At 71.2% G+C, this 21,837-nt stretch carries 20 protein-coding genes; 2 read left to right on the top strand and 18 right to left on the bottom strand.

Annotation, left to right across the window (positions count from 1 at the left end):
* Nucleotides 1–18: 18 nt before the first annotated feature.
* The 5 genes from lpxD to C4T42_RS13465 form a co-directional block, all read right to left on the bottom strand.
* Nucleotides 19–1,077, bottom strand: a complete 1,059-nt coding sequence (lpxD, locus tag C4T42_RS13485) for a UDP-3-O-(3-hydroxymyristoyl)glucosamine N-acyltransferase (RefSeq protein ID WP_020092986.1) — start codon at nt 1,075–1,077, stop codon at nt 19–21.
* A 50-nt stretch (nt 1,078–1,127) separates the two neighbouring features.
* Nucleotides 1,128–3,698, bottom strand: a complete 2,571-nt coding sequence (gene bamA / locus C4T42_RS13480; RefSeq protein ID WP_026604899.1) for an outer membrane protein assembly factor BamA — start codon at nt 3,696–3,698, stop codon at nt 1,128–1,130.
* A gap of 422 nt (nt 3,699–4,120) precedes the next feature.
* Nucleotides 4,121–5,275: an RIP metalloprotease gene (locus tag C4T42_RS13475; protein ID WP_020092984.1), complete on the bottom strand. Its 1,155-nt coding sequence runs from the start codon at nt 5,273–5,275 to the stop codon at nt 4,121–4,123.
* A gap of 180 nt (nt 5,276–5,455) precedes the next feature.
* The gene (locus C4T42_RS13470) at nt 5,456–7,042 is read right to left on the bottom strand and encodes a DHA2 family efflux MFS transporter permease subunit (protein WP_020092983.1); all 1,587 of its coding nucleotides are present in this window, start codon (nt 7,040–7,042) and stop codon (nt 5,456–5,458) included.
* 8 nt (nt 7,043–7,050) lie between these two features.
* Nucleotides 7,051–8,313, bottom strand: coding sequence for an HlyD family secretion protein (locus C4T42_RS13465; RefSeq protein WP_020092982.1), 1,263 nt, complete (start codon nt 8,311–8,313; stop codon nt 7,051–7,053).
* A gap of 137 nt (nt 8,314–8,450) precedes the next feature.
* On the opposite strand from C4T42_RS13465, the gene C4T42_RS13460 reads away from it, so the two are divergent.
* Nucleotides 8,451–9,089 (top strand): TetR/AcrR family transcriptional regulator, encoded by a 639-nt coding sequence (locus C4T42_RS13460; RefSeq protein ID WP_026604898.1) that lies wholly within the window; start codon nt 8,451–8,453, stop codon nt 9,087–9,089.
* Between the two features lie 113 nt (nt 9,090–9,202).
* Here C4T42_RS13460 and dxr read toward each other — a convergent pair whose 3' ends face one another.
* The 6 genes from dxr to C4T42_RS13430 form a co-directional block, all read right to left on the bottom strand.
* Nucleotides 9,203–10,381 carry a 1-deoxy-D-xylulose-5-phosphate reductoisomerase gene (gene dxr / locus C4T42_RS13455; protein WP_020092980.1) on the bottom strand — a complete coding sequence of 393 codons (1,179 nt, stop codon included), beginning with the start codon at nt 10,379–10,381 and terminating at the stop codon, nt 9,203–9,205.
* 19 nt (nt 10,382–10,400) lie between these two features.
* Nucleotides 10,401–11,258, bottom strand: coding sequence for a phosphatidate cytidylyltransferase (locus C4T42_RS13450; protein WP_020092979.1), 858 nt, complete (start codon nt 11,256–11,258; stop codon nt 10,401–10,403).
* 19 nt (nt 11,259–11,277) lie between these two features.
* Entirely contained in the window at nt 11,278–11,841 is a 564-nt protein-coding gene (gene frr, locus C4T42_RS13445) for a ribosome recycling factor (RefSeq protein ID WP_042676077.1), read from the bottom strand.
* 113 nt (nt 11,842–11,954) lie between these two features.
* On the bottom strand, nt 11,955–12,677 hold the full coding sequence (gene pyrH, locus C4T42_RS13440; protein WP_026604897.1) for a UMP kinase: 723 nt from the start codon (nt 12,675–12,677) through the stop codon (nt 11,955–11,957).
* A gap of 502 nt (nt 12,678–13,179) precedes the next feature.
* Nucleotides 13,180–14,106, bottom strand: a complete 927-nt coding sequence (tsf, locus tag C4T42_RS13435; RefSeq protein ID WP_042676079.1) for a translation elongation factor Ts — start codon at nt 14,104–14,106, stop codon at nt 13,180–13,182.
* Between the two features lie 118 nt (nt 14,107–14,224).
* The gene (locus tag C4T42_RS13430) at nt 14,225–15,292 is read right to left on the bottom strand and encodes a 30S ribosomal protein S2 (protein WP_020092974.1); all 1,068 of its coding nucleotides are present in this window, start codon (nt 15,290–15,292) and stop codon (nt 14,225–14,227) included.
* Between the two features lie 324 nt (nt 15,293–15,616).
* Between C4T42_RS13430 and C4T42_RS13425 the strand changes: the two genes are divergently transcribed.
* Nucleotides 15,617–15,790 carry a hypothetical protein gene (locus tag C4T42_RS13425; RefSeq protein WP_020092973.1) on the top strand — a complete coding sequence of 58 codons (174 nt, stop codon included), beginning with the start codon at nt 15,617–15,619 and terminating at the stop codon, nt 15,788–15,790.
* Between the two features lie 17 nt (nt 15,791–15,807).
* On the opposite strand, the gene C4T42_RS13420 is transcribed toward C4T42_RS13425, so the two are convergent.
* From C4T42_RS13420 to C4T42_RS13390, 7 genes are all read right to left on the bottom strand, one after another.
* Nucleotides 15,808–16,548 (bottom strand): 16S rRNA pseudouridine(516) synthase, encoded by a 741-nt coding sequence (locus C4T42_RS13420; RefSeq protein ID WP_020092972.1) that lies wholly within the window; start codon nt 16,546–16,548, stop codon nt 15,808–15,810.
* Nucleotides 16,549–16,561: 13 nt separating this feature from the next.
* On the bottom strand, nt 16,562–17,467 hold the full coding sequence (locus C4T42_RS13415; protein ID WP_020092971.1) for a class I SAM-dependent methyltransferase: 906 nt from the start codon (nt 17,465–17,467) through the stop codon (nt 16,562–16,564).
* A 148-nt stretch (nt 17,468–17,615) separates the two neighbouring features.
* Nucleotides 17,616–18,614, bottom strand: a complete 999-nt coding sequence (gene era / locus C4T42_RS13410) for a GTPase Era (protein ID WP_020092970.1) — start codon at nt 18,612–18,614, stop codon at nt 17,616–17,618.
* Complete coding sequence (gene rnc, locus C4T42_RS13405; protein ID WP_081636475.1) at nt 18,611–19,390, bottom strand: ribonuclease III; 780 nt, start codon at nt 19,388–19,390, stop codon at nt 18,611–18,613. The genes era and rnc overlap by 4 nt, the downstream gene beginning before the upstream one ends.
* Nucleotides 19,387–20,172: a signal peptidase I gene (gene lepB / locus C4T42_RS13400; protein ID WP_020092968.1), complete on the bottom strand. Its 786-nt coding sequence runs from the start codon at nt 20,170–20,172 to the stop codon at nt 19,387–19,389. Before lepB ends, rnc begins: the two co-directional genes overlap by 4 nt.
* 188 nt (nt 20,173–20,360) lie before the next feature.
* Nucleotides 20,361–20,771 carry a holo-ACP synthase gene (gene acpS / locus C4T42_RS13395; protein ID WP_020092967.1) on the bottom strand — a complete coding sequence of 137 codons (411 nt, stop codon included), beginning with the start codon at nt 20,769–20,771 and terminating at the stop codon, nt 20,361–20,363.
* On the bottom strand, nt 20,768–21,517 hold the full coding sequence (locus C4T42_RS13390; RefSeq protein ID WP_026604896.1) for a pyridoxine 5'-phosphate synthase: 750 nt from the start codon (nt 21,515–21,517) through the stop codon (nt 20,768–20,770). The genes acpS and C4T42_RS13390 overlap by 4 nt, the downstream gene beginning before the upstream one ends.
* Nucleotides 21,518–21,837: the final 320 nt, after the last annotated feature.

The raw sequence follows: 21,837 nt of genomic DNA, 5'->3' as shown, positions 1-21,837 counted from the left end.
AGCGCAAGGCCTTCCCGGTCAGGCGTCGTCTCCGGCGGGCTCCTTGCCCGAACGTTCCGCGAGCCGCGCGAGCGTCGTCAGCTCGCGGAACCAAGCCCGCACCGGCTTGGCGGGCGTCCCGCCCCAGCGGCTGCCCGGCGGCACGTCGCGGTTGACGTTGGACGAGCCGGCGATCTGCGCGCCGCGACCGATGCGCAGGTGGCCGACGACGCCGACCTGCCCGCCGAGGACGACGTAATCCTCCAGCGTGGTCGAGCCCGAGATGCCGACCCCCGACACGATGACGCAGTGGCGCCCGATCACGACGTTGTGGGCGATCTGCACGAGGTTGTCGATCTTGGTGCCCTCCCCGATCACCGTGTCGCGCGAGGCGCCCCGGTCGACCGTGGTGTTGGCACCGATCTCGACGTCGTCCTGCACGATGACCCGCCCGACTTGCGGCACCTTGAGGTGGGTGGCGCCCATGGCGAAGCCGAACCCGTCCTGTCCGAGCCGGGCCCCCGGATGCAGGATCACCCGGTTGCCGAGGAGGGCGTGGCTGAGGGTCGTGCCCGCGCCGATCGCGCAGTCGCGCCCGATCCGGACCCCCGGCCCGATGACGGCGTTCGGCCCGATCACCGTGCCGGCGCCGATCTCGGCTCCCGGCCCGATCACCGCGCCGGGATCGACCGTGACCCCGTCCTCGAGCCGGGCCTCGGGATGGACGTGGGCGCCGGAGGCGACGCCGCGGACCGCGAACTGGGAACCGGGACGCAACGCGTCCGGGTGCAGGCGGCCGAGCAGGGCCGCGTAGGCGCGGTAGGGATCGCGGCTGACGAGGGCGACGGTTCCGGCGGGGCAGCGCGCCGCGAAGCGGGGCGAGATGAGGCACACGCCCGCACGCGTCGCCGCGAGGGCGTCGCCGTAGCGGGCATTGTCCATGTAGGCGAGGTGGTCTGGACCGGCACTCTCCAGGGAGGCCGCGCCGCTGAACCGGCGATCCGGATCCGCTCCCTCGGGGAGGCCGAGGCCGGCGGCGGCCGCGATCTCGGCCAGGGTGAGGCCGGTGGCGGCGGTGAAGAAGACGGGATCTGTCATGTCCGACAACGCGCCGGCCGGGAGAATCCGGCCGGCGCGCGTGTTTTTTATCAGAAGCGCGAGCCGCCGGAGAAGCGGAAGGCCTGGACCTGATCCGCGCCGATATGGCCGAACTTGCCGAGGATCGGGACGAACACCTTCTGACCCTCGTCCTTGGACAGAGCGTAGGCGTAGTCGAACCGGATCGGGCCGAGCGGCGAGTTCCACAGGATGGACGCGCCGATCGAGGAGCGGATCGCCGCCGTGTCGCGGACGTTCACGCATTCCGGCTCCACGCCGATCGTGAAGGCGTTGAAGTTGCACTTCCCGGTCGTCGGCGAAATGCCGTTGATGAAGGCGTCGCCGTTCACGTTGAAGTTCCGCTGGCCGTGATAGCCGAACAGCGTGCCGGCATCGGCGAAGAGCGCGCCTTTCAGGCCCAGATCCCGCGGAACGAGGGGCAGCGGGAACTGCACTTCGAGGGTGCCGCCGACGTAGGTCGAGCCGCCGATGGCGTTCGAGCGGGCGTCGGCGATGCCGACGTCGCGCGGACCGATGCCGTTCGGCGCGAAGCCGCGGACCAGCGACGGGCCGAGGAAGAACTGGTCGGTCACCCGCAGCGGGTCGTTGTTGAGCGACGAGATGTGGCCGCCCTGGAAGCGGATGAAGCCGACCACGTCCTCGAAGATCTCCTTGTAGTACCGCGCGTCGGCGGTCACGCGGAAGAACTTGGAGTCGCCGCCCAGGCCCGCGACGTCGGGCTTCAGCTCGGCGTAGAGACCGTTGCGGGGCGCGCCGATCACGTCGAGGGTCGAGTAGGCGAGCGTCAGGCCGGCCAGCGAGGTCAGCGTGTTGCCCTGCGAGCCCTTGATGGCGATCGAGGCCTCGCCGTCATACGCGCAGTTCGGGTAGATCGACTGGCCGCCGATGTTGCGGCCGGTGTTCGGGTCGATCGTGCCCGCCGCGTAGGTGGCGGTGTAGCCGGGGATCGGGATCGAGCAGTCGTTGTACGGCCGCTTGAGGGTGTTCGGCACCTTCAGCTCGGTGTTGTACAGCGAGTAGCGCAGCGTGATGCCGAACTCCTCGGTGATCGGCAGGCCGAGGCGCAGCTGACCGCCGTACACCGTGGTCTCGTAGCGCGAGTACCGGGTCAGGTCGGAGTACTTGTAGAAGGCATCGAAGCCCGCCGCGAGGCGGTAGCCGAGGAAGTACGGCTCGGTGAACGAGAAGTCGACGCCGCGCGAATACTGGCCGCCCGTACCGGCGAGCCGGACGTACTGGCCACGACCGAGGAAGTTCGACTCGGAGACCGAGACCTCGCCGATGATGCCGTCCTGGGTGGAGTAGCCGCCCGCCACCGAGAACGAGCCCGTGGGCTGATCCTCGACATCGATGTTGATGACCACCCGGTCCGGGGCCGAGCCCGGCTCGTTCGAGAAGCGGACCTTCTTGAAGAAGCCTAGGCCGTTCAGGCGCCGCTCGGCGCGGTCGGTCAGCACGCGGTTGTAGGCATCGCCCTCCGCGATATCGAGCTCGCGGCGGATGACGTAGTCGCGGGTGCGGGTGTTGCCGCGGATGTTGATGCGCTCGACGTAGACGTGCGGGCCGTCCTCGACCACGAAGCCCAGGGAGACTTGGTGGCTCGCCGGGTCGCGCTGGCCGGTCGGGCGGACCTGCGCGAACGGGTAGCCGGCGCGGTTGACCTGGCGGGTGACGTTGTTGAGCGTCTTCTCGACGTCGTCGGCGTTGTAGACGTCGCCCACGGAGGTGGCGATGTCGCTGTCGAGCTTCGCGGTGTCGAGGCCCGGCAGGCGGGAATCCACCTGGACGGCGCCGACCCGATACTGCTCGCCCTCGCTCACCGTGATGGTGATGACGTAGCCGGACTTGTCGCCCTCGACGTAGCGCGCGTCGGCGCTGACCACCTGGAAGTCGGCGTAGCCGTTCTTCAGGTAGTAGCGGCGGACCTGGTCGAGGTCGTTGGTGATGCGGTCGGGATCGTAGACGTCGGAGGTCTTGATGAACGACAGGAAGTTCATCTCCGAGGAGCTCATCAGCCCCTTCAGCGTCCGCTCCGAGTAGGCGTTGTTGCCGACGAAGTTGATCGAGAGGATACCGGTCTTGTCGCCCTCGTCGATCTGGTAGATCACGTCGACGCGGCCGTTGGGCAGGTCGACGGTCCGGTAGGTCACCTTGGCGGTGCCGCGGCCGAAGCGCTTGTAGACGTCGCGGATGCGCGCGAGGTCGGCGTTGATGATCGCCTCGCTGTAGGGCCCGCGCGACTTGGCCTCGACCACCCCTTCCAGGGTGGCCTTCTCGATCTTCTTGTTGCCCTCGAAGACCACGCGGTTGATCAGGTTGTTCTCGCGGACGGTCACCACCGTGCGGCCACCCGACTGGGCGACCTTCACGTCGGAGAACATCCCGCTCGCGAGCAGGTTGCGGCGGGCCTCCTCGGCGGAGCCGGACGCCGTCCCGGTCACGTAGGACCGGATCGTGTCGGCATCGACGCGCTGGTTGCCCTGGACGACGATCTGCTGCGCCTGGGCAGCCCCGCTCAGGACGACACCCAGACCGGCAGTGACTAGGACGATGGTTTTCCGCACCGACTTACGTCGGGGCTTCCCCGTCAACGACATCATGCAATCGCCCGTTTCTGTTCTGGTCGCGGGGGTTAGCCCGTCACGGGCGACCGTTGATCGGCCGTCCCGTCACCTGGTCCAAGCGTGGCTTCGGTCCAAGCGTAGCTCTTAGCGGGATTCCCCTGCCAAGCAAACGCGCGGGAGGCCATCGTCAGGGGATTTTGGGGGGTCGTGGCCTTCGCGCCACTTAACGGTGCGGTCAGCTTACGGGCAAACCGCGGATCATGGTGAACGCGCCGTAAACGCCTGAGCGACCGGCCCTTTTTCGCGCCGCTCACGGTCGCGTGAACGTCCCGTTAACCCCGTTTCGACGCTTCGGCGGGGCGTCATCCGGGCGGTGTCCGGGCGAGATCGCGGCGGGATTGGGGCAGTGTTTCCGGTGGAGATCCGGCGGCGATCCTCGGATCCCCGCCGGCCCCGGATCAGGTGTTCCGCCAGGAGGCGCCGAGGTTGAGGATGTCGTTCCAGGCGGCGAACAGCATCAGCATCAGCACGAGGGCGAGGCCGATGCGGAAGCCGATCTCCTGGGCCCGCTCGCTCAGCGGGCGGCCGCGCACCACCTCGAAGGCGTAGAACAGCAGGTGGCCGCCATCGAGCAGTGGCACCGGGAACAGGTTGAGCAAGCCGATCGAGACGGAGAGCAGGGCGATCAGCCCGACCAGGCCGCCGACGCCGCCGGTCTTGGCGACCTCGCCGGAGACGCGGGCGATGCCGATCGGACCCGAGAGCTGGTCGGCGGATTCCCGCCCGGTCACGAGCTTGCCGAGATACGAGAAGGTGCGCTCGACGACGAAGTAGGTCTCCTTCACGCCGAGATTGAGCGAGTCGAGCGCCCCGTACTGCACCAGTCGCGCCTCGGAGCCCGCGGGCGAGCGGATGCCGAGCCGGCCGATCCGGTGGCGGCCGAACGGCGTCTTCTCCTCGAAGGTGGCCGGCGTCGCCTGGATGGTGATGGGCTGGTCGTTGCGCTCCACCGTGAAGGTCAGCGGCGTCCCGGCGCTGCCGGTCACCGTGCGGTACATGGCGTTGAAGTCGCCGATCTTCTCGCCGTCGATCGCGGTGATCACGTCGCCGGGCTGGAAGCCGGCCTGGGCGGCGACGCTGTTCGGCTCCACCGACGAGACCCGGGCGGGCAGCTCGTAGCGGCCGCCGAGCCAGATGGCGCCCGCGAAGAGCAGGATCGCCAGGATGAAGTTGGCCACCGGGCCCGCGGCGACGATCGCGGCGCGCTTGGACACGGGCTGGGTCGGGAAGCTGATCGCCCGCTCGTGCGGGCTCATCCGGGCGACCGCTTCGGGATCGGGCATGCTGGCGCCGTTCACGTCGCCGTGGAACTTCACGTAGCCGCCGAGCGGGATCGCGCAGACCTTCCAGCGGGTGCCGCGCCGGTCGTTGAACCCGAACAGCTCGGGACCGAAGCCGAGCGAGAAGGCGTGCACGCCGACCCCGCACCAGCGCCCGACCAGGAAGTGGCCCATCTCGTGTACGAACACCACGACGGTGAGCACGAACAGGAACGGGATCACGGCGCCGAAGAAACCGCCGGCGGTTCCGCCCATCGCGTTGAGGAAGTCCATAAGCCGTATCCTGGCCGTCTCGGCGCCGGCTTCTCGGGCCGGCCATCCGCCCTGTCTAGCAGATCGGCGGTGCCGACCGCCAACGCAATCCTGCGGCCCGGCCGCGGAAGGTCGCACGCGCCGTCCGGTTCCGCACCGGCCGATCGCGCGGGGTCGGTCCCGCCCGTCGGGGACCGCCCGTCAGTGGCCGCCGCCCCCGCCCGCGCCGGCATTCGGCCGCCGGATCATGGGGACCGCGCAGGCCATCGCGAGGAACAGGACGGTGAGGGACAGGAACACGTCCTCGAAGGCCATGACGAGCCCCTGGATCCGCACCGTGTTGGTCATCGCCTTCAGCGCCATGTCGGAGGCGGCGCTGCCGTAGGCGTCGAAGCCGCGCTGCATCGCGTCGAGCCGCTCCAGCGCGGCCGTGTTCGCCCAGGTGAAGCGCTCGTGCAGCCGGGCGAGGTGCAGGTCCCAGCGGTCGTTGAGGATCGTGTTGATCAGCGCGAGCCCGACCGCGCCGCCGAGGTTGCGGGTCAGGTTGAACAGCCCCGACGCGTTCTTCATCCGCGCCGGCGGCAGCGTGCCCAGCGCGATGTTGTTGATCGGGATCATGCACAGCATCAGCGAGCAGCCGCGCAGGATCTGCGGCACGAGCAGCTCGTAGAAGTCCCAGTCCTTGGTGAGCCCGGTGACGATCCACGTGCCGCAGGCGAAGCCGACGAAGCCGATCCCCATCATGATCCGGGGATCGACCTTGCCCGAGAGCCGGCCGGCGATCGGCGCGGTGGCGAACATGCACAGGCCGGAGACGAACATCGTCTCGCCGATCATCAGCGCCGAGTAGCCGCGCACCCGGGCGAGGTAGACCGGGTAGATGTAGGTCAGCCCGTAGAGGCCGATGCCCAGCACGAAGCTCGCCACGCAGCCGCTGGCGAAGTTCCGGTCCGAGAAGGCCCTGAGATCGACGATCGGCTGCTTCGCCGTGAACACCCGCCAGAAGAACAGCAGCGCCGACGTCCCGCAGACGACCGCGCAGGCGAAGACCGCCTCGTCCTGCAGCCAGTCGTGGTTGGGCCCCTCCTCCAGCACGTATTCGAGGCAGCCGAGGAAGCCGGCCATGAAGGCGAGTCCGGCCCAGTCGAACGACCGGATCAGGCCGTAATTGGGCTCGTCGAAATCGACCAGGATCCAGGTCGAGACCGTCACGAAGATGCCCGGCACGACGTTGATCAGGAACAGCCAGTGCCAGGACATCAGGTCGGTCAGGTAGCCGCCCACCGTCGGCCCGATCGTCGGCGCCAGCGTCGCCACGAGGCCGATCATCGGCGAGACGATGGTCCGCTTCGAGGGCGGGAAGATCGTGAAGGCCGCGGCGAAGACGGTCGGGATCATGCCGCCGCCGATGAAGCCCTGGAGCGCCCGCCAGACGATCATCTCGCCGATCGACGAGGAGGTGGCGCACATCAGGCTCATCAGGGTGAAGCCGCCCGCCGAGATGGCGAACATCCAGCGCGTCGAGAGCACCCGCGACAGGGTGCCGGAGAGCGGGATCGAGATGACCTCGGCGATCAGGTAGCTGGTCTGGACCCAGGGGATCTCGTCGCCGGAGGCCGAGAGGCCGGCCTGGATCTCGTTCAGGGAGGCCGAGACGATCTGGATGTCCAGGATCGCCATGAACATGCCGAAGACCATGCAGACGAACGCCACCATGCGGCGGCGGTCGAGGGGCGGCTCGGCGGCGCGGATCGGCGCGCCGGGCGCGAGGGCGGCACTGGCGGCCATCGCCGGTCTCAGCGGCTGGCGGTGCTGACCGGCCGCGGCGCGGAGGCGCGGTCGAGGACGGAGCGGTCCGCGCCGGTGCGGGTATCGACCCGGACCACCGCCGACAGGCCCGGCCGCAGCAGGCCCTCGCGGGCGACCTCCTCGGGCACGCGCACCCGCACGGGCAGGCGCTGGACGATCTTGGTGAAGTTGCCGGTGGCGTTGTCGGGCGGCAGCAGGCTGAACACCGAGCCGGAGGCCGGCGAGAACGATTCCACCACGGCGTGGATCTCGCGGTCCGGATAGGCGTCGACCGTCACGGTCACCGGCTGGCCGGGACGCATGCGCTCGACCTGGGTCTCCTTGAAGTTCGCGTCGATCCGGACGCTCTGGAGCGGGACCAGGGCGGCGATCCGCGTGCCGGGCCCGACATAGGCGCCGGCCTCGACGGCCTTGTTGCCGACCACCCCGTCGAAGGGCGCGCGGATCGCCGTGAAGTCGAGGTCGCGCCGGGCCCGGTCGACGGCGGTGCGGAGCTCCGCCGCGAGGCTCTCCGCCTCGCGCTTCTGCGCCTGGAGCACGTCCACGTTGGCGCGGGCCGCGAGGAGGCCGGCCTCCATGGCCTTCACGGAGGCCTCGGTGCGGTCGCGGTCGGCGCGGGTCTGGTCGATGCGCGACTTGGCGACGTAATCCGCCTGCATCTGCGTCGACCGGGCGAAGTCGGCCTGGGCGCGGACGGCGTCGGCGCGGGTCGCGTCGAGCTGCGCGGCGGCCTGGGCGACCTGGGCCTGCGCCGCCTCGGCCTGCCGGCCGATCCGCGCGATCGTGCTCTCCTGGGTGGCGAGCTTGTCCTGCGCCGCCTGCAGCGCGAGGCGGTAGTCGCCGTCGTCGAGCTTGGCGATGACGTCGCCCTTCTTCACCGCGAGGCCGTTCACGACCGGGACCGACTGGAGATAGCCCGGGATCTTGGCCGCCAGGACCGAGATGTCGGCCTGGACGTAGGCGTCGTCGGTCGAGACGAAGAACCGCCCGACGGTCCACCACTGCCATCCCTGATACGCGCCGCCGCCCAGGGAGGCCGTCAGCAGTCCGAGCAGGACGAGCCGCTTCACGGAGCGCTTGCGGGCGGGCGGCGCCTCGACCGGCACGGGTGTCGGCAGGGACGCCGCGGCGGGGGCCGGCGCGGCCGGCGCCGTGCGCTCGGCGCGCGCCTCGTCCCCGGCCTCGATTCGGGCCTCAATAGCGGCATCGAGACCGGAATTCGGCCGATCGGCGTCCTCGCGGAGGGACATATCAGCGCCTCGACATCAATGACCGAACCGTTCGGTCAATAACGAGGCACGGCTTGACGCGCCCCCGAAGAAGCCGCAGGTTATTTTGACCGAACGGTTCGGTCAAGCGTGACGGTGTCACGGTGCGGAGCGGGATCATGGCTCAGGGTGCGGCGTTGGAGCGGGGTCAGGCCCAGCACGAGGGCGACAAGCGGCAGCAGATCCTCGAGGGCGCGCGGACGGTGTTCCTGGCGGCGGGGTTCGACGGCGCCAGCATGGGCGAAATCGCGCGGGCGGCCGGGGTCTCGAAGGGCACGCTCTACGTCTACTTCGAGAACAAGGAAGACCTGTTCGAGGCGCTGACCATCCAGGAGAAGGCCAGCCTCGCCGAGGCCCTGTTCACCCTGGACGCGGACGATCCCGACGTGCCGGGCGTCCTGACCCGGCTCGGAAGCAGCTTCCTGACCGAGATGTGCCGGCCGGCGCACGTCTCGCTGGTCCGCATGGTCATCGGCGCGAGCGAGAAGTTTCCGCGCTTCGGGCAAGTCTACTACCAGGCCGGTCCGGCCTGCGGCGTCGAGCGCCTCTCGCGCTACCTCGACGCGCAGGTCCAGGCGGGACGCCTGACGATCGCCGACACCGAGCTCGCGGCCCGGCACTTCCTGCATCTCTGCCAGGCGGGTCTGCTGACCCGCCTGCTGTTCGCGGCGGGCGGCATCGCCGGCGAGGCCGAGATGCGCCATCAGGTCGACGAGGCGGTGCGGGTGTTCCTGGCCGGGTACGGCCCCGCGCGCTGAGGCGCGGCTCAGGCGGGAAACGTCTCTGCGAGCGCAGCGAAGCAACCCAGCGGCGCCACGCTCGCAGAATGTTGCGCCGCCCTGGGTTGCTTCGCTACGCTCGCAATGACGGCTCAGCCGGCGGCGCGCAGCTCCGGCAGGGCCTCGGCGCTCCAGATCCGCACGTGGGCGTCGATGGCGAGCGCCTCGTCGACGTCGGCGGGTGCGGCCCGGTACTGGCCGGCGAAGTGGGTGCAGGCGCGCTCGACCAGATCGCTGATCCCGTAGAAGCCGATCCGGCCGGCGATGAAGGCCGCCACCGCGATCTCGTTGGCGGCGTTCATCACGGTGGGCGCCGCGCCTCCGGCGGCCAGGGCCGCGCGGGCGATCCGCAGGCACGGGAAACGCGCCTCGTCCGCGGCCTCGAAGGTCAGCGAGCCGAGCTTCACGAGGTCGAGGGGCCGGCCGCGCTCGATCGTCAGCCGGTCGCCGAGGCCGAGGCAGTGCGAGATCGGCACGCGCATGTCGGGCAGCGCCAGCTCGGCGGTCACCGCCCCGTCGAGCCAGTAGACCAGGCCGTGGATCACCGATTGCGGGTGCACGACCACGTCGAGGCGCTCGGGCTCGATGCCGAACAGGTGGTGCGCCTCGATCAGCTCGAGCCCCTTGTTCATCAGGCTGGCCGAATCGATGTTGATCTTCATGCCCATCGACCAGGTCGGATGGGCGGCGGCCTCGGCCGCGGAGGCGGCGGCGATCCGCTCGCGGGTCCAGGTCCGGAACGGGCCGCCCGAGGCCGTGATCATCATGGTGCGGACGTCGGCGAGCGGCCGGCCGGCCAGCGCCTGGCTCAGCGCGTCGTGCTCGGAATCCATCGGCAGGATCGTGGCGCCGTAGCGGGCGGCGTCGCGCATGAAGGCGTCGCCGGCGCAGACCAGGCTCTCCTTGTTGGCGAGCGCGACCTTGCGGCCGAGCCGGAGGGCGGCGTGGGTCGATTTCAGCCCGGCCGCCCCGCTCACGGCGGCGACGACGATGTCGGCGTCGCGGGCGGCGGCCTCCATGACGGCCGCCTCCCCCGCCCCGCTCGGGATGCCGGAGCCCGACAGGGCCTCGGCGAGCGCCGGGCCGGCGGCCTCGTCGGCGAGCGCCGCGAAGGAGGCGTTGAGCTCGCGGGCGACCTTGGCCAGGGCGACGGGATCCTTGCCGCCGACCAGGGCGCCGACGCGGAACCGGTCGGCGTGCTGCGCCAGGAGGTCGGCGGTGGAGCGGCCGATCGAGCCGGTGGCGCCGAAGACGGTGACGACCTGGGTCACGGGTTCAACTCCCTCATCGTCACGTGATCAGACCGCCGCCGCGCAGGGCGAGATAGACGGCCGCCAGCACGGCGACCGCGAAGAATCCGTCGAGCCGGTCCATGACGCCGCCATGGCCGGGGATGATCTTGCCCGAATCCTTGACGCCGTAATGGCGCTTCAGTCCGGATTCGATCAGGTCGCCGGCCTGACTCAGCACCGAGGCGAGCGCGCTCACGCCCGCCACGACCGGGAGAGAGGCGGCGCTGGGCAGGGTCATCCCGGCGAGGTCGGCGACCACCGGGACCAGCGTCCCGGCGGCGACCGCGCCGACGAGGCCGCCGAGTGCGCCCGACCACGTCTTGTTGGGCGAGACCCGGGGCATCAGCTTGGGGCCGCCGATCTTCCGGCCGGCGAAGTAGGCCGCGATGTCGGTGGACCAGACCACCGCGAACATCCAGGCCGGCCCGACCAGGCCGATGGCGGGGTCGTCGCGCAGGGCCACCGGCACCGCCGCGATCGCCGCCGCGCCGAGCACGCCGAGGAAGGCGCGGAGCCGGCCCCGTCCGGTCCGCGCCACCGTGGCGCAGGCCGCGGCGCCGAGCAGCAGGACCGCGAGGCAGGCCGGCGTCGGGGCGCCGCCGCGCTGGCAGAGCAGCAGGGCGCCGAGCGTCGCCGCGCCCAGCGCGATCAGCACCTCGCGGGGCTCGGTGCGGCTCATCACCATCCACTCGGCGAAGCCGACGATGCCGGCGGCGAGCCAGATCCCCGCGAAGGGCCAGCCGCCATAGACCAGAGCGGCCAGCACGCCGGCGCCGAGCACGAGGCCCGAGGCGACGCGCAGCCACAGCTCGCGCCGTCCCGAGGGACGCGCGGCCGGTGCGGCGGCGGAGGTCACGCGCGTCCTGCCCTTCGCCTCAGACCTGCATGATCTCCTTCTCCTTGGACGCCAGCACGCCGTCGATCTCGGCGATGTACTGGTCGGTCGCCTTCTGCACGTCGGTGGCCTGACGCTTCTCGTCATCCTCCGAGATGACGCTGTCCTTCAGGAGCTTCTTGAGATGGTCGAGGCCGTCCCGGCGCACGTGGCGCACGGCGACGCGGGCCTCCTCGGTGTACTTGTGGGCGACCTTGACCATCTCCTTGCGGCGCTGCTCGTTCATCTCGGGGATGCGGAGCCGGATGGTCTGCCCCTCGGTCTGCGGGTTGAGGCCGAGGTCGGATTCGCGGATCGCCTTCTCGACGGCCGTGACCATGCTGCGGTCCCAGACCGAGATCGACAGGAGCCGCGGCTCCGGCACGCTGACGGTGGCGACCTGGGCCATCGGCATCATCGAGCCGTAGGCGTCGACCTGGATCGGGTCGAGGAGCGACGGCGTGGCGCGCCCGGTGCGCAGCGAGCCGAGATCCTTCGAGAGCGAGGACACAGCGCCCTGCATGCGGCGCTTGATGTCGTTGAGATCGAATTCCGGTGTGGCCATGAGGGTCGTCCCGAGACGTCTGACGTGGTCTTGAGCCCGGCGCGGGCAGTCGCGGCCTCAATGGACGAATTTTTTCAGGGCCGCAAACGGTCGCGGCCCGGTCGTGCCGCGCGTCAGGGCGCCACGAGGGTCGAGGGCGCGTCGCCCGACAGGATCGCGGCGATCGAGCTCGGCGGGTGGAGCGAGCCGACCACGATCGACAGGCGGCTCTCCCGGGCCAGCGCGAAGGCGGCGGTGTCCATCACCTTCAGGTCGCGGGCGATCGCCTCGTCGTGGGTGATGCGGTCGTAGCGCGTGGCGCTCGGATCCTTCTTCGGATCCGCCGAGTAGACGCCGTCCACCTGCGTCGCCTTGAGGACCGCGTCGCAGCGCAGCTCGGCGGCGCGCAGCACCGCGGCGGTGTCGGTGGTGAAGAACGGGTTGCCGGTGCCGCCGGCGAGGACGACGACCTGGCCCTTGTCCAGGTGGTGCAGGGCCGGCTGGCGGGCATAGGTCTCGCAGATGGTCGGCATCGAAACCGCCGACATGGTCCGCGCCTGCACGCCCGCGGCGTTGAGCGCCGTCTCGATCGCCAGCGAGTTCATCACCGTGGCCATCATGCCGAGCGAATCCCCGGTCGCCCGGTCGATCCAGCCGGCCGCGGAGATCCGCGCCCCGCGGATCATGTTGCCGCCGCCCACCACGATGGCGATCTCGGCGCCCGACTCGATCGTGCGGGCGATGTCCTCGGCGAGCGCCGCCAGCGTCGGCGGATGCAACCAGTAGCCGTCGGGAGCGGCGAGCGCCTCCCCCGACAGCTTCACGAGGATACGGCGAAACGGCGTCGTCTCCGGCATCTGGGCCCCCGGCTCCATCCCGCATCGCGTGAGCGGGGAGGCTTCTACGTCAACCGCCCGAGCGCCGTCGAGGGGCCCGGCCCGGATCCGGCGGGGATCGTGGGTACAAGGCCTGCGCCGCGCGAACGGCGCGCGGCCGTGGAGGATGTCTGCGCCGCCTTCGCGGTCCGGGTCCGGAACGGCGGGATCCCGGTCGATGCGGTGCCGGCGTGACGGCGATCCGCCGCGCCGGCGCCCGTTCTCAACTGCCAGCCAGGACGCCGACGGCGCCGAAGACGGTCATGGCGAGGCCGGAGGCGAACACGCCGATCATGAGGTAGGAGAAGGGCTTCAGAGGCATGCCCGGACCTTAGCGCGGCGCCGCACGGCGGGGTGTGCGGCGCAACACGACCCCGCGCGGATCGATCGGGCGCCTCCGGAAACGCGAAGCCCCGCCCGGCGCGTGCCGGACGGGGCTGATCTCACGATGACGGCCCGGCAAACCGGGCGTTCGCGGTCGGTGTCAGGCGCGGCCGGCCTGCTGGGCGACCTCGGTGGCGAAGTCCGGACCCTCTTCCTTCTCGATGCCGTCGCCCAGCGCGTAGCGGACGAAGCCCGTCAGGGTCACGGGGCCGCCGACCTTGGAGCCGGCCTCCTTGAGGACCTGGCTCACGGTCTTGGAGCCGTCGTGCACGAAGGGCTGCTCCAGGAGGGTGACCTCCTTGTAGTAGCTCTTCAGGCCGCTCTCGACGATCTTGGCCATCACGTGGTCCGGCTTGCCGGCGTTCTTCTCGCGCAGGATGTTCGACTCGCGCTCCACCGTGGCGGCGTCGACGCCCGAGGCGTCCAGCGCCACCGGGTTGGTCGCCGCGATGTGCATGGCGATCTGGCGACCCAGCGCCGAGAGCGCGTCGACGTCGCCCTCGGACTCGAGCGCCACGAGCACGCCGATCTTGCCGAGGCCCTCGGAGATCTGGTTGTGCACGTAGGAGGCGATGACGCCCTTCTTGACCTCGAGCTTGGTGACCCGGCGCAGGTTCATGTTCTCGCCGATCGTGGCGATCAGGGCCTGCAGCTTCTCCGAGACGGTCTCGGTGGCGCCCGGGAAATGGGCGGCCTGGAGGCCCTCGAGCGTGCCGTCGGTGTTGAGCGCGATCTTGGCGGCCTCGCGGGCGAAGGCCTGGAAGGCGTCGTTGCGGGCGACGAAGTCGGTCTCGGAGTTCACCTCGACCACGGCGGCGTGGCGGCCGGCGGACTCGACGGCGACGAGGCCCTCGGCGGCGACGCGGCCGGCCTTCTTGGCGGCCTTGGCGAGACCCTTCTTGCGCAGCCAGTCGACGGCGGCCTCGATGTCGCCCTGCGTCTCGTTGAGCGCGCCCTTGCAGTCCATCATGCCGGCGCCGGTCTTCTCCCGGAGCTCCTTCACCATCGCGGCGGTGATGTTGGCCATGGCGGTCCCTTTCGTGTGGTCTGGATGCGAGAGGCCCGGCGCGCGGGTGAGCGGCCGGGCCCGGTATGCCTGGATCCGCGACGGCCCGATGACGGTGCCGCCGCGAAGCCCCGTTGGATCAGGCCGCGGCGGCGGCCTCGACGAAGCCGCGGGCCTGCGAGACCCACGAATCGCGGTCGATGCGGCCGTTGAGCTTCAGGTCGGCATCGACCTTGGCGACGTCCTCGGGGGTCATCGCGGCGAGCTGCCAGTAGTGGTAGATGCCGGCGTCGTTGAGCTTCTGCACGATCTGCGGGCCGGCGCCGTTGAGCTTGGTCAGGTCGTCCGGCGCGCCGCGCGGGGCAGCGAGCAGCTCGAAGTGCTCGGTCGACTCGGCGAGCATCGCCACGTCGGCCGGGTCGAGGGCGTCGGACTCGACCGTGACGGCCGCGTCGTCGTTCGCCGGCAGCTCCTCGGCCATCGGCTCCTCGGAGGCGCCGATATCCATGCCCGACGAGCCCTGGGCGCGCGAGATGCCGTCGATGGCGGCCTTGGCGATCAGGTCGCAGTACAGCGCGATCGCGCGGCCGGCGTCGTCGTTGGCCGGGACGATGTAGCTGATGCCGTCCGGGTTGCAGTTGGTGTCGACGATGGCGGCGACCGGGATGCCGAGGCGGTTCGCCTCCTTGATCGCCAGCTGCTCCTTGTTGGTGTCGATCACGAACAGCAGGTCCGGCACGCCGCCCATGTCCTTGATGCCGCCGAGCGCCTTCTCGAGCTTCTCCTTCTCACGGGAGAGCATCAGGCGCTCCTTCTTGGTCAGGCCCGGGCCGCCGGTCTCCAGCGTCTCGGTGACCTTGCGCAGGCGCGAGATCGAGCCCGAGATGGTCTTCCAGTTGGTGAGCATGCCGCCCAGCCAGCGGGAGTTGACGTAGTACTGGGCCGAGCGCTTGGCCGCCTCGGCGATCGTGTCGGCCGCCTGGCGCTTGGTGCCGACGAACAGCACACGGCCGCCCTTGGCGACGGTGTCGCTCACCGCCTGGAGCGCCTGGTGCAGCGCCGGCACGGTCTGGGCGAGGTCGATGATGTGGATGTTGTTGCGGGTGCCGAAGATGTACGGCTGCATCTTCGGGTTCCAGCGGTGGGACTGGTGACCGAAATGGGCGCCCGCCTCGAGGAGCTGACGCATAGAGAAATCGACGGCCATGGCTCTTGTGCTCTCCGGTTATATCCGCCGCGGAGGGATGCGGTCGGCCGAGAGTTCGGACGACCACCGGAAACGCCTCATTCAGGCATGAGGCCGGCTCCGCGTGTGGGATGGGCGGGCGCTTAGCAGAGGGCGGGTCCGAAGGCAAGAAGCGCCGGGGCGGCGCGGGCCAGCCCTCAATCACAGCCTGCGTTCAGACCGCTTGCAACACGCGGGCTCGCCTCGCGAGAGTTCGGACCATGGCGGCGGTCGCCTTCGACACCCTGAAATTCGCCCGGGTCCTCCGGGAGAAGGCCAAGCTCTCCCCGGAACAGGCGGAGGGCCATGGCCGATGCCATGGCGGAAGCGTTGCAGGGCGATCTCGTCACGAAGGCGGATCTGCGCGCCGAGCTGGCGGATACGCGGTCCGAAATCGTGCGCTGGGTGGCGGGCCTGATCGGCCTCCAGACACTCGCTGTGATCGGCGCGGTCGTCGCCCTCGCCCGGGCGCCGCACTGACAGGCCCGCAGCCCGGATCACCCGCCCGCGAACACCGCCGCCACGTCGTCGGCCGTCATCACCCGGTACGCCCCCGCCGGCAGGTCCGCCGGCAGAGCGAGACCGCCGACCCGGTCCCGGTGCAGCGCCGCGACGTGGTTGCCGACGGCGGCGAACATCCGGCGGACCTGGTGGTAGCGGCCCTCCGTCAGCGTCACCGCGCAGCGCGTGGCATCCTCGACGTCGAGCCGCACCGGCAGGAGCGGCCGCTCCTCGCCCTCCAGCACGAGCGTCCCTGCGGCGAACACCTCCGCCTCGCGGCCGGTCAGCGGCCGGTCGAGGGTCACGCGGTAGCGCTTCGCCACCTGGGCCTTCGGGCTGATGATCCGGTGCAGGAGCGCCCCGTCGTCGGTCAGCAGCAGCAGGCCCGAGGTCTCCTTGTCGAGGCGCCCGACCGTGGAGAGGGGCGGGTCGCGGCGGCGCCAGCGCTCGGGGAGCAGCCCGTAGACCAGCGGGCCCGCCTCCTTGTGCGAGCAGGTGACGCCCAGCGGCTTGTGCAGCATCAGGCACAGGCCGGGGAGCGGGTCCAGGGCCTCGCCGTCGATCGTGAGGCGCTCCGGCAGGTCCGGCGCGAGGGCGATCCGGTCGCCGGCCTCCGCGAGCTCCGCGCCGTCGAGGCGGATCGCGCCGGCGCGGGCGAGCGCCTGGATCTCGCGGCGCGAGCCGTAGCCGAGATTGGCGAGGAGCTTGTCCAGGCGGACGGATCTCGCCGCGCTCATGGAAGCGGCGCGCTCACCGGCGGGCCTCGTAGACCCGGTAGCCGTTCGCCTGGACGGCCACCGCGACGTGCCGGAACGCCTCGCGCAGGCTCGCCTCGTAGGGCAGGTGCGCGTTGGCCACGAGCCACAGCGCCCCCCCGGGGCGCAGGGCCTCGGCGGCCCGCGCGATGAACGCCCGGCCGAGGGCCTGATCCTCGCTCCCGCCCTCGTGGAACGGCGGGTTCGTGACGACGAAATCGAGGTGATCCGGCACGGCGCCGGACGCCCGGATATCCGCCCAGAGGATCGTCGCCCGCGGGTCGGCGACGTTGCGGCGCGCCATCTCGACGGCGCGCCGGTCGATCTCCAGCAGGGTCAGGGCGGTCACGGCCTCGGAGCCCAGGACGGCCCGCGAGAGGACCCCGAGCCCGCAGCCGAAATCGGCGCCGCGGCCCTTGAGGGCCGGGAGGTTCGCGAGCAGCAGCGCCGTGCCCGGATCGAGCCGGTCCCACGAGAAGATGCCGGGCTGCGTGCACAGAGCGAGGTTGTCGACGTGGCGCGGGCCGCCCTCGTCGATCGCCTCGGCGAGGCCGGCCGGCGCCGTTGGCCGCTCCGCCGTGCAGATCCGGTGGTGCCGGCGCGGCTGGTCCGCGGCCGCGCAGCCGAAGGTCGTCAGCTCCTTGGCGAGGCGTGTGCCGCCGCGATCCTTGGGCGCCAGGGCGACCATGCGGCCGCCCGGCCCGAGGGCGCGCAGCACCTGGGCCAGCACGTAGCGCCGCTCGACCGTTCCGGGCGGCGCCAGCACGGTGGCCGAGTCGAGGCTGTTCTCGGACAGATCCTCGAGCCGCGCAGCGCCGGGGATCAATGGGGAGAGCTGGACGGCGTCGCCCGGGACCTCGGCGAGGTCCACCGGCGGCAGGCCGTAGACGGCGTGGCGCATAGACGATTCGGGATTTGGAGTGCCGAAACCGGAACGCGAATCCGCGGCGGAGCGGGGTAAACCCGCGCCCGACTCGATTCATCCGGGGGAACACCGCGTTTATACCGGAACCGGCCGCGAAGCCCAGCCTCCCGCGCGGCCCGGCGCGTCAGCCCCGCGGAAATTCCAGGCCCATCTCGCGGTAGCGGGCCGGGTCGTCGGCCCAGTTCTCCCGCACCTTCACGTGCAGGAACAGGTGGACCTTGGCGTCGGCCGCCTCGGCGATCTCGATCCGGGCCGCCTGCCCGATCGACCGGATGGTCTGGCCGCCCTTGCCGAGCACGATCGAGCGCTGGCTCTCCCGCTCGACGAAGATCGTCTGCTCGATCCGCACCGAGCCGTCGGGCCGGATCTGCCACTGGTCGGTCTCCACCGTGGAGCGGTAGGGCAGCTCCTCGTGCAGCCGGTCGTAGATCTTCTCCCGGGTGATCTCGGCGGCGAGCATGCGCAGGGGCGCGTCCGAGACCTGATCCTCCGGATACAGCCACGGGCCCGCCGGCATGCGGGCGGCCAGCGCCCGGCGCAGGTCGGCGACGCCGTCGCCGTTGAGCGCCGAGATCATGAAGGTCTCGGCGAAGGGCGCGGCGGCGTTGAGCTTGGCGGCGAGATCGAGCAGCCGTTCGCGCGGGATCAGATCGATCTTGTTGAGGATCAGCAGTTTCTCGCGCTTCACCTCGCCGAGCCGGCCGAGCACCGCCTCGACTTCCGCGTCGACACCCTTGCGCGCGTCGACCAGCAGGCAGACGGCGTCGGCGTCGGCGGCGCCGCTCCAGGCCGAGTGGACCATCGCGCGGTCGAGGCGGCGCTTGGGCGCGAAGATGCCGGGGGTGTCGACCAGCACGACCTGGGCCGAGCCCTCGATGAGGATGCCCCGCACCAGGGCCCGGGTCGTCTGCACCTTGCGGGAGACGATCGAGACCTTGGTGCCGACGAGGTTGTTGAGCAGGGTCGACTTGCCGGCATTCGGCACGCCGATCAGCGCGACGAAGCCGGCCCGGGCGTCGGCGGGCGTGCCGGGAAGGGTGGACGGGTCGCGCGCGGGGTCCCGGGCCGGCGCGATGCCGGGCCCGTCCTGCGCGTCGTGATCGTCCTGCTCGTGCGCGCTCATGCTGTCTCCGTCGGTTCCGCGTCCGCGGAGGCCCCGATTCCCTCCCGCTCCATCAGCGCCCGCGCGGCGGCCTGCTCGGCGATCCGCTTCGACGTGCCGTCGCCGAGACCGGGCTCCAGGCCCTCGACCTGCACGGCGATGCGGAACCGGGGCGCGTGGTCGGGACCGGTGCGCTCCACCACCTCATAGGTGGGGATCGGCAGGCTGCGGCCCATGGCCCATTCCTGCAGGGCGGATTTGGCGTCGCGGCCCCGCGCCGCCGCGGTCGGCTCGCCGGGATGGAAATGCGCCTCGACCACCGCCCGGGCGGCGTCGAACCCGGCATCGAGGTAGATCGCACCCAGGATCGCCTCGCAGACGTCGGCCAGGATCGTCTGGTTGCGCCGGCCGCCGCCCATGACCTCGCCCTGGCCGAGGATCAGGTGCGGGCCGACCTCCCAGGAGGCGGCCACGGCCGCGCAGGTCTCGCGCCGGACCAGGGCGGCAAGGCGCCGGGAGAGGTCGCCCTCGTCAGCCTCCGGGAAGGCGCCGTAGAGGCGGTCGGCGACCGCGAGCCCGAGCACGCGGTCGCCGAGGAATTCCAGGCGCTGGTAGCTGCCGCCCCGGCCGCTCGCCTTGCTGGTGTGGGTCAGCGCGCGGGTGAGCAGGTCCTGATCGCCGAAGCTGTGGCCGATCCGCTCTTCGAGCGCGGTCAGCGGCGGGCGCGGCTTGTGGGCCCGCCGGGATCGGGCGTTGGCCCGGGGCTGCGCGGCGTCGTCCAAGTCCGGGCCGGTCAATGGATCGTCGTGAACAGGCGCGACCAGCGCACGTGGGCCGGCCAGTTCCAGACCTGCCAGGCCGGCGTACCCTCGTCGATCGAGAAGAAGATCATCTCGGCGCGCCCGACCAGGTTGGCGAAGGGCACGTAGCCGACATTGGCGAGATCGCGCGAATCGGTGGAGTTGTCGCGGTTGTCGCCCATCATGAAAAAGTGACCGGGCGGGACCGTGTACAGCTCGGTCTTGTCCCAGAAGCCGTTGTCGCCGTCGCGCTCGATCACCCGGTGGACCACGCCGTTGGGCAGGGTCTCCAGGTACTGGGGCACCTTGGTCGGCTGGCCGTAGGGATCGGTGGTCTCGTAGTCGGCGATCCGCTCGCGCTTGACCGCCTTGCCGTTGATGTTGAGCACGCCGTCGATCATCTGGATCTTGTCGCCCGGCAGGCCGATCACGCGCTTGATGTAGTCGGTCGAATTGTCCTTGGGCAGCTTGAACACCGCGATGTCGCCGCGCTTCGGGTCCGCGCCCCAGATCCGGCCGTCGGCCTGGATCGGGATATACTCCGAGAGCGGCAGCGAGTACTTGGAATAGCCGTAAGAATATTTTGACACGAACAGGTAGTCGCCGATCAGCAGGGTCGGCACCAGCGAGCCGGACGGGATGTTGAACGGCTGGAACAGCAGGGTCCGCACCACGAGGGCGATCAGCAGCGCCTGGATGCCGACCTTCAGCGTCTCGCGGATGCTGGCCCAGGTGCCGGTGTCGGCAGGTTTCCTGAGCGGCTTGCCGTCGTAATCCACGCGCGCGTTCCGTCTTCGATTGAGGTGCGACGCCCGCGATCCGCGGGGCGCGGCCCCGCCGCGCGCGGCCTGATGTGCGGTTGTCCCGAGGAATGCGCCGCAATCGTGTCCGCCGTGTCCGGCGGTCTAGACCATGCGCGAGCCCCCCGCAACGCGCGACCGGCGCTGGCTAATCCGCGACGGCGGCCTCAACCGGCGACAGGGACCGGCAAGGCCTCGATGATCACGAAGGCTTGCGCCATCGGCGGATCGTCCGTGAGGCTCACGTGGAGCCGCGCCGCGTGCCCCGCCGGCAGGAGTTCCGCGAGCCGCTCGGCCGCGCCGCCCGCGAGCCGCAGGGTCGGCTGCCCGGAGGGCAGGTTCACCACCTCCATGTCGCGCCAGAACACGCCGGCGCTGAGGCCGGTGCCGAGCGCCTTGGCGCAGGCCTCCTTGGCGGCGAAGCGGCGGGCGTAGCCCTCGGCGCGGGCGGCCCGGCGGTCGCAGCGGGCCCGCTCCCCGTCGGTGAAGACCCGGTGGGTGAAGCGCTCGCCGTGCCGCTCCAGGGTCCGGGCGATCCGGCGGATGTCGCAGAGATCCGAGCCGATCCCGACGATCATGGGTGCCGCGCCCGGTCCATGGCGGCCCGCATGTCGCGCACCGCCCGGTCGAGCCCCACGAAGATCGCGTCGGCGATCAGGGAATGGCCGATATTCAGCTCCCGGATCTGCGGCAGCGCCGCCACCGGCCCGACGCTGCCGAGGGTAAGCCCGTGGCCCGCGTGGATCTCGAGGCCGAGGCCGGCCCCGTGCTCCGCCGCGCGCCGGATGCGGGCGAGCTCGCGCGCGGTCCGGGCGTCGTCGTCCTCCAGCGCCGCCTCGCAGTAGCTGCCGGTGTGCAGCTCGACGACGGGCGCCCCGAGGGCGCGGGCGGCGTCCATGACGGCGGGCTCGGGCTCGACGAACAGCGAGACGCGGATGCCGGCCTCCGCGAGGGCGCGGATGCGCGGCGCGAGATGCGCGCGGCCGCCGACGATGTCGAGGCCGCCCTCGGTGGTGCGCTCCTCGCGCTTCTCCGGGACGAGGCAGGCGGCGTGCGGGCGGGTCTCGAGCGCGATCGCCACCATCTCGTCGGTGGCGGCCATCTCGAAGTTGAGCGGCACGGACAGGCCGCGCTTGAGCGCCGCGATGTCGGTGTCGCGGATGTGGCGCCGGTCCTCGCGGAGATGCGCGGTGATCCCGTCGGCGCCCGCCTCGACGGCGAGCAGGGCCGCCCGCACCGGGTCCGGATAGTCGCCGCCGCGGGCGTTGCGGACGGTCGCGACGTGATCGATGTTGACGCCCAGGCGCAGTTTCTCGGAGGTCATCCGCTCGTTCGTCCCCGTGTCGGCGCGGCGCGACAGGCTCACCGGGGGGTCGGAAGGCGCCGCGCGCCCTCACCCCGTGCCGGCGATATGCGGAGGATCGCGCGCGCCGGCAAGACGGTCGGGGTTCGGGGGCGGGCTCCGGCGGCCGACCCGCCCGGTCAGGCGAGCCGCAGGCGCGACCGGCTGTCCTTCCGCTCGGGCAGTGTGTCGAGGGCGGTCCTGACGATGGTCGTGGCGTCGAGGCCCGCCTCGGCGTACATCTTCTCCGGGCTGTCGTGGTCCTGGTAGGCGTCCGGCAGCGTCATCGTCCGCACCCGCAC

The sequence above is a fragment of the Methylobacterium sp. 190mf genome (genome assembly GCF_900107945.1).
Classification (GTDB): Bacteria; Pseudomonadota; Alphaproteobacteria; order Rhizobiales; family Beijerinckiaceae; genus Methylobacterium.
This window is presented reverse-complemented; position numbering and strand designations above follow the sequence as displayed.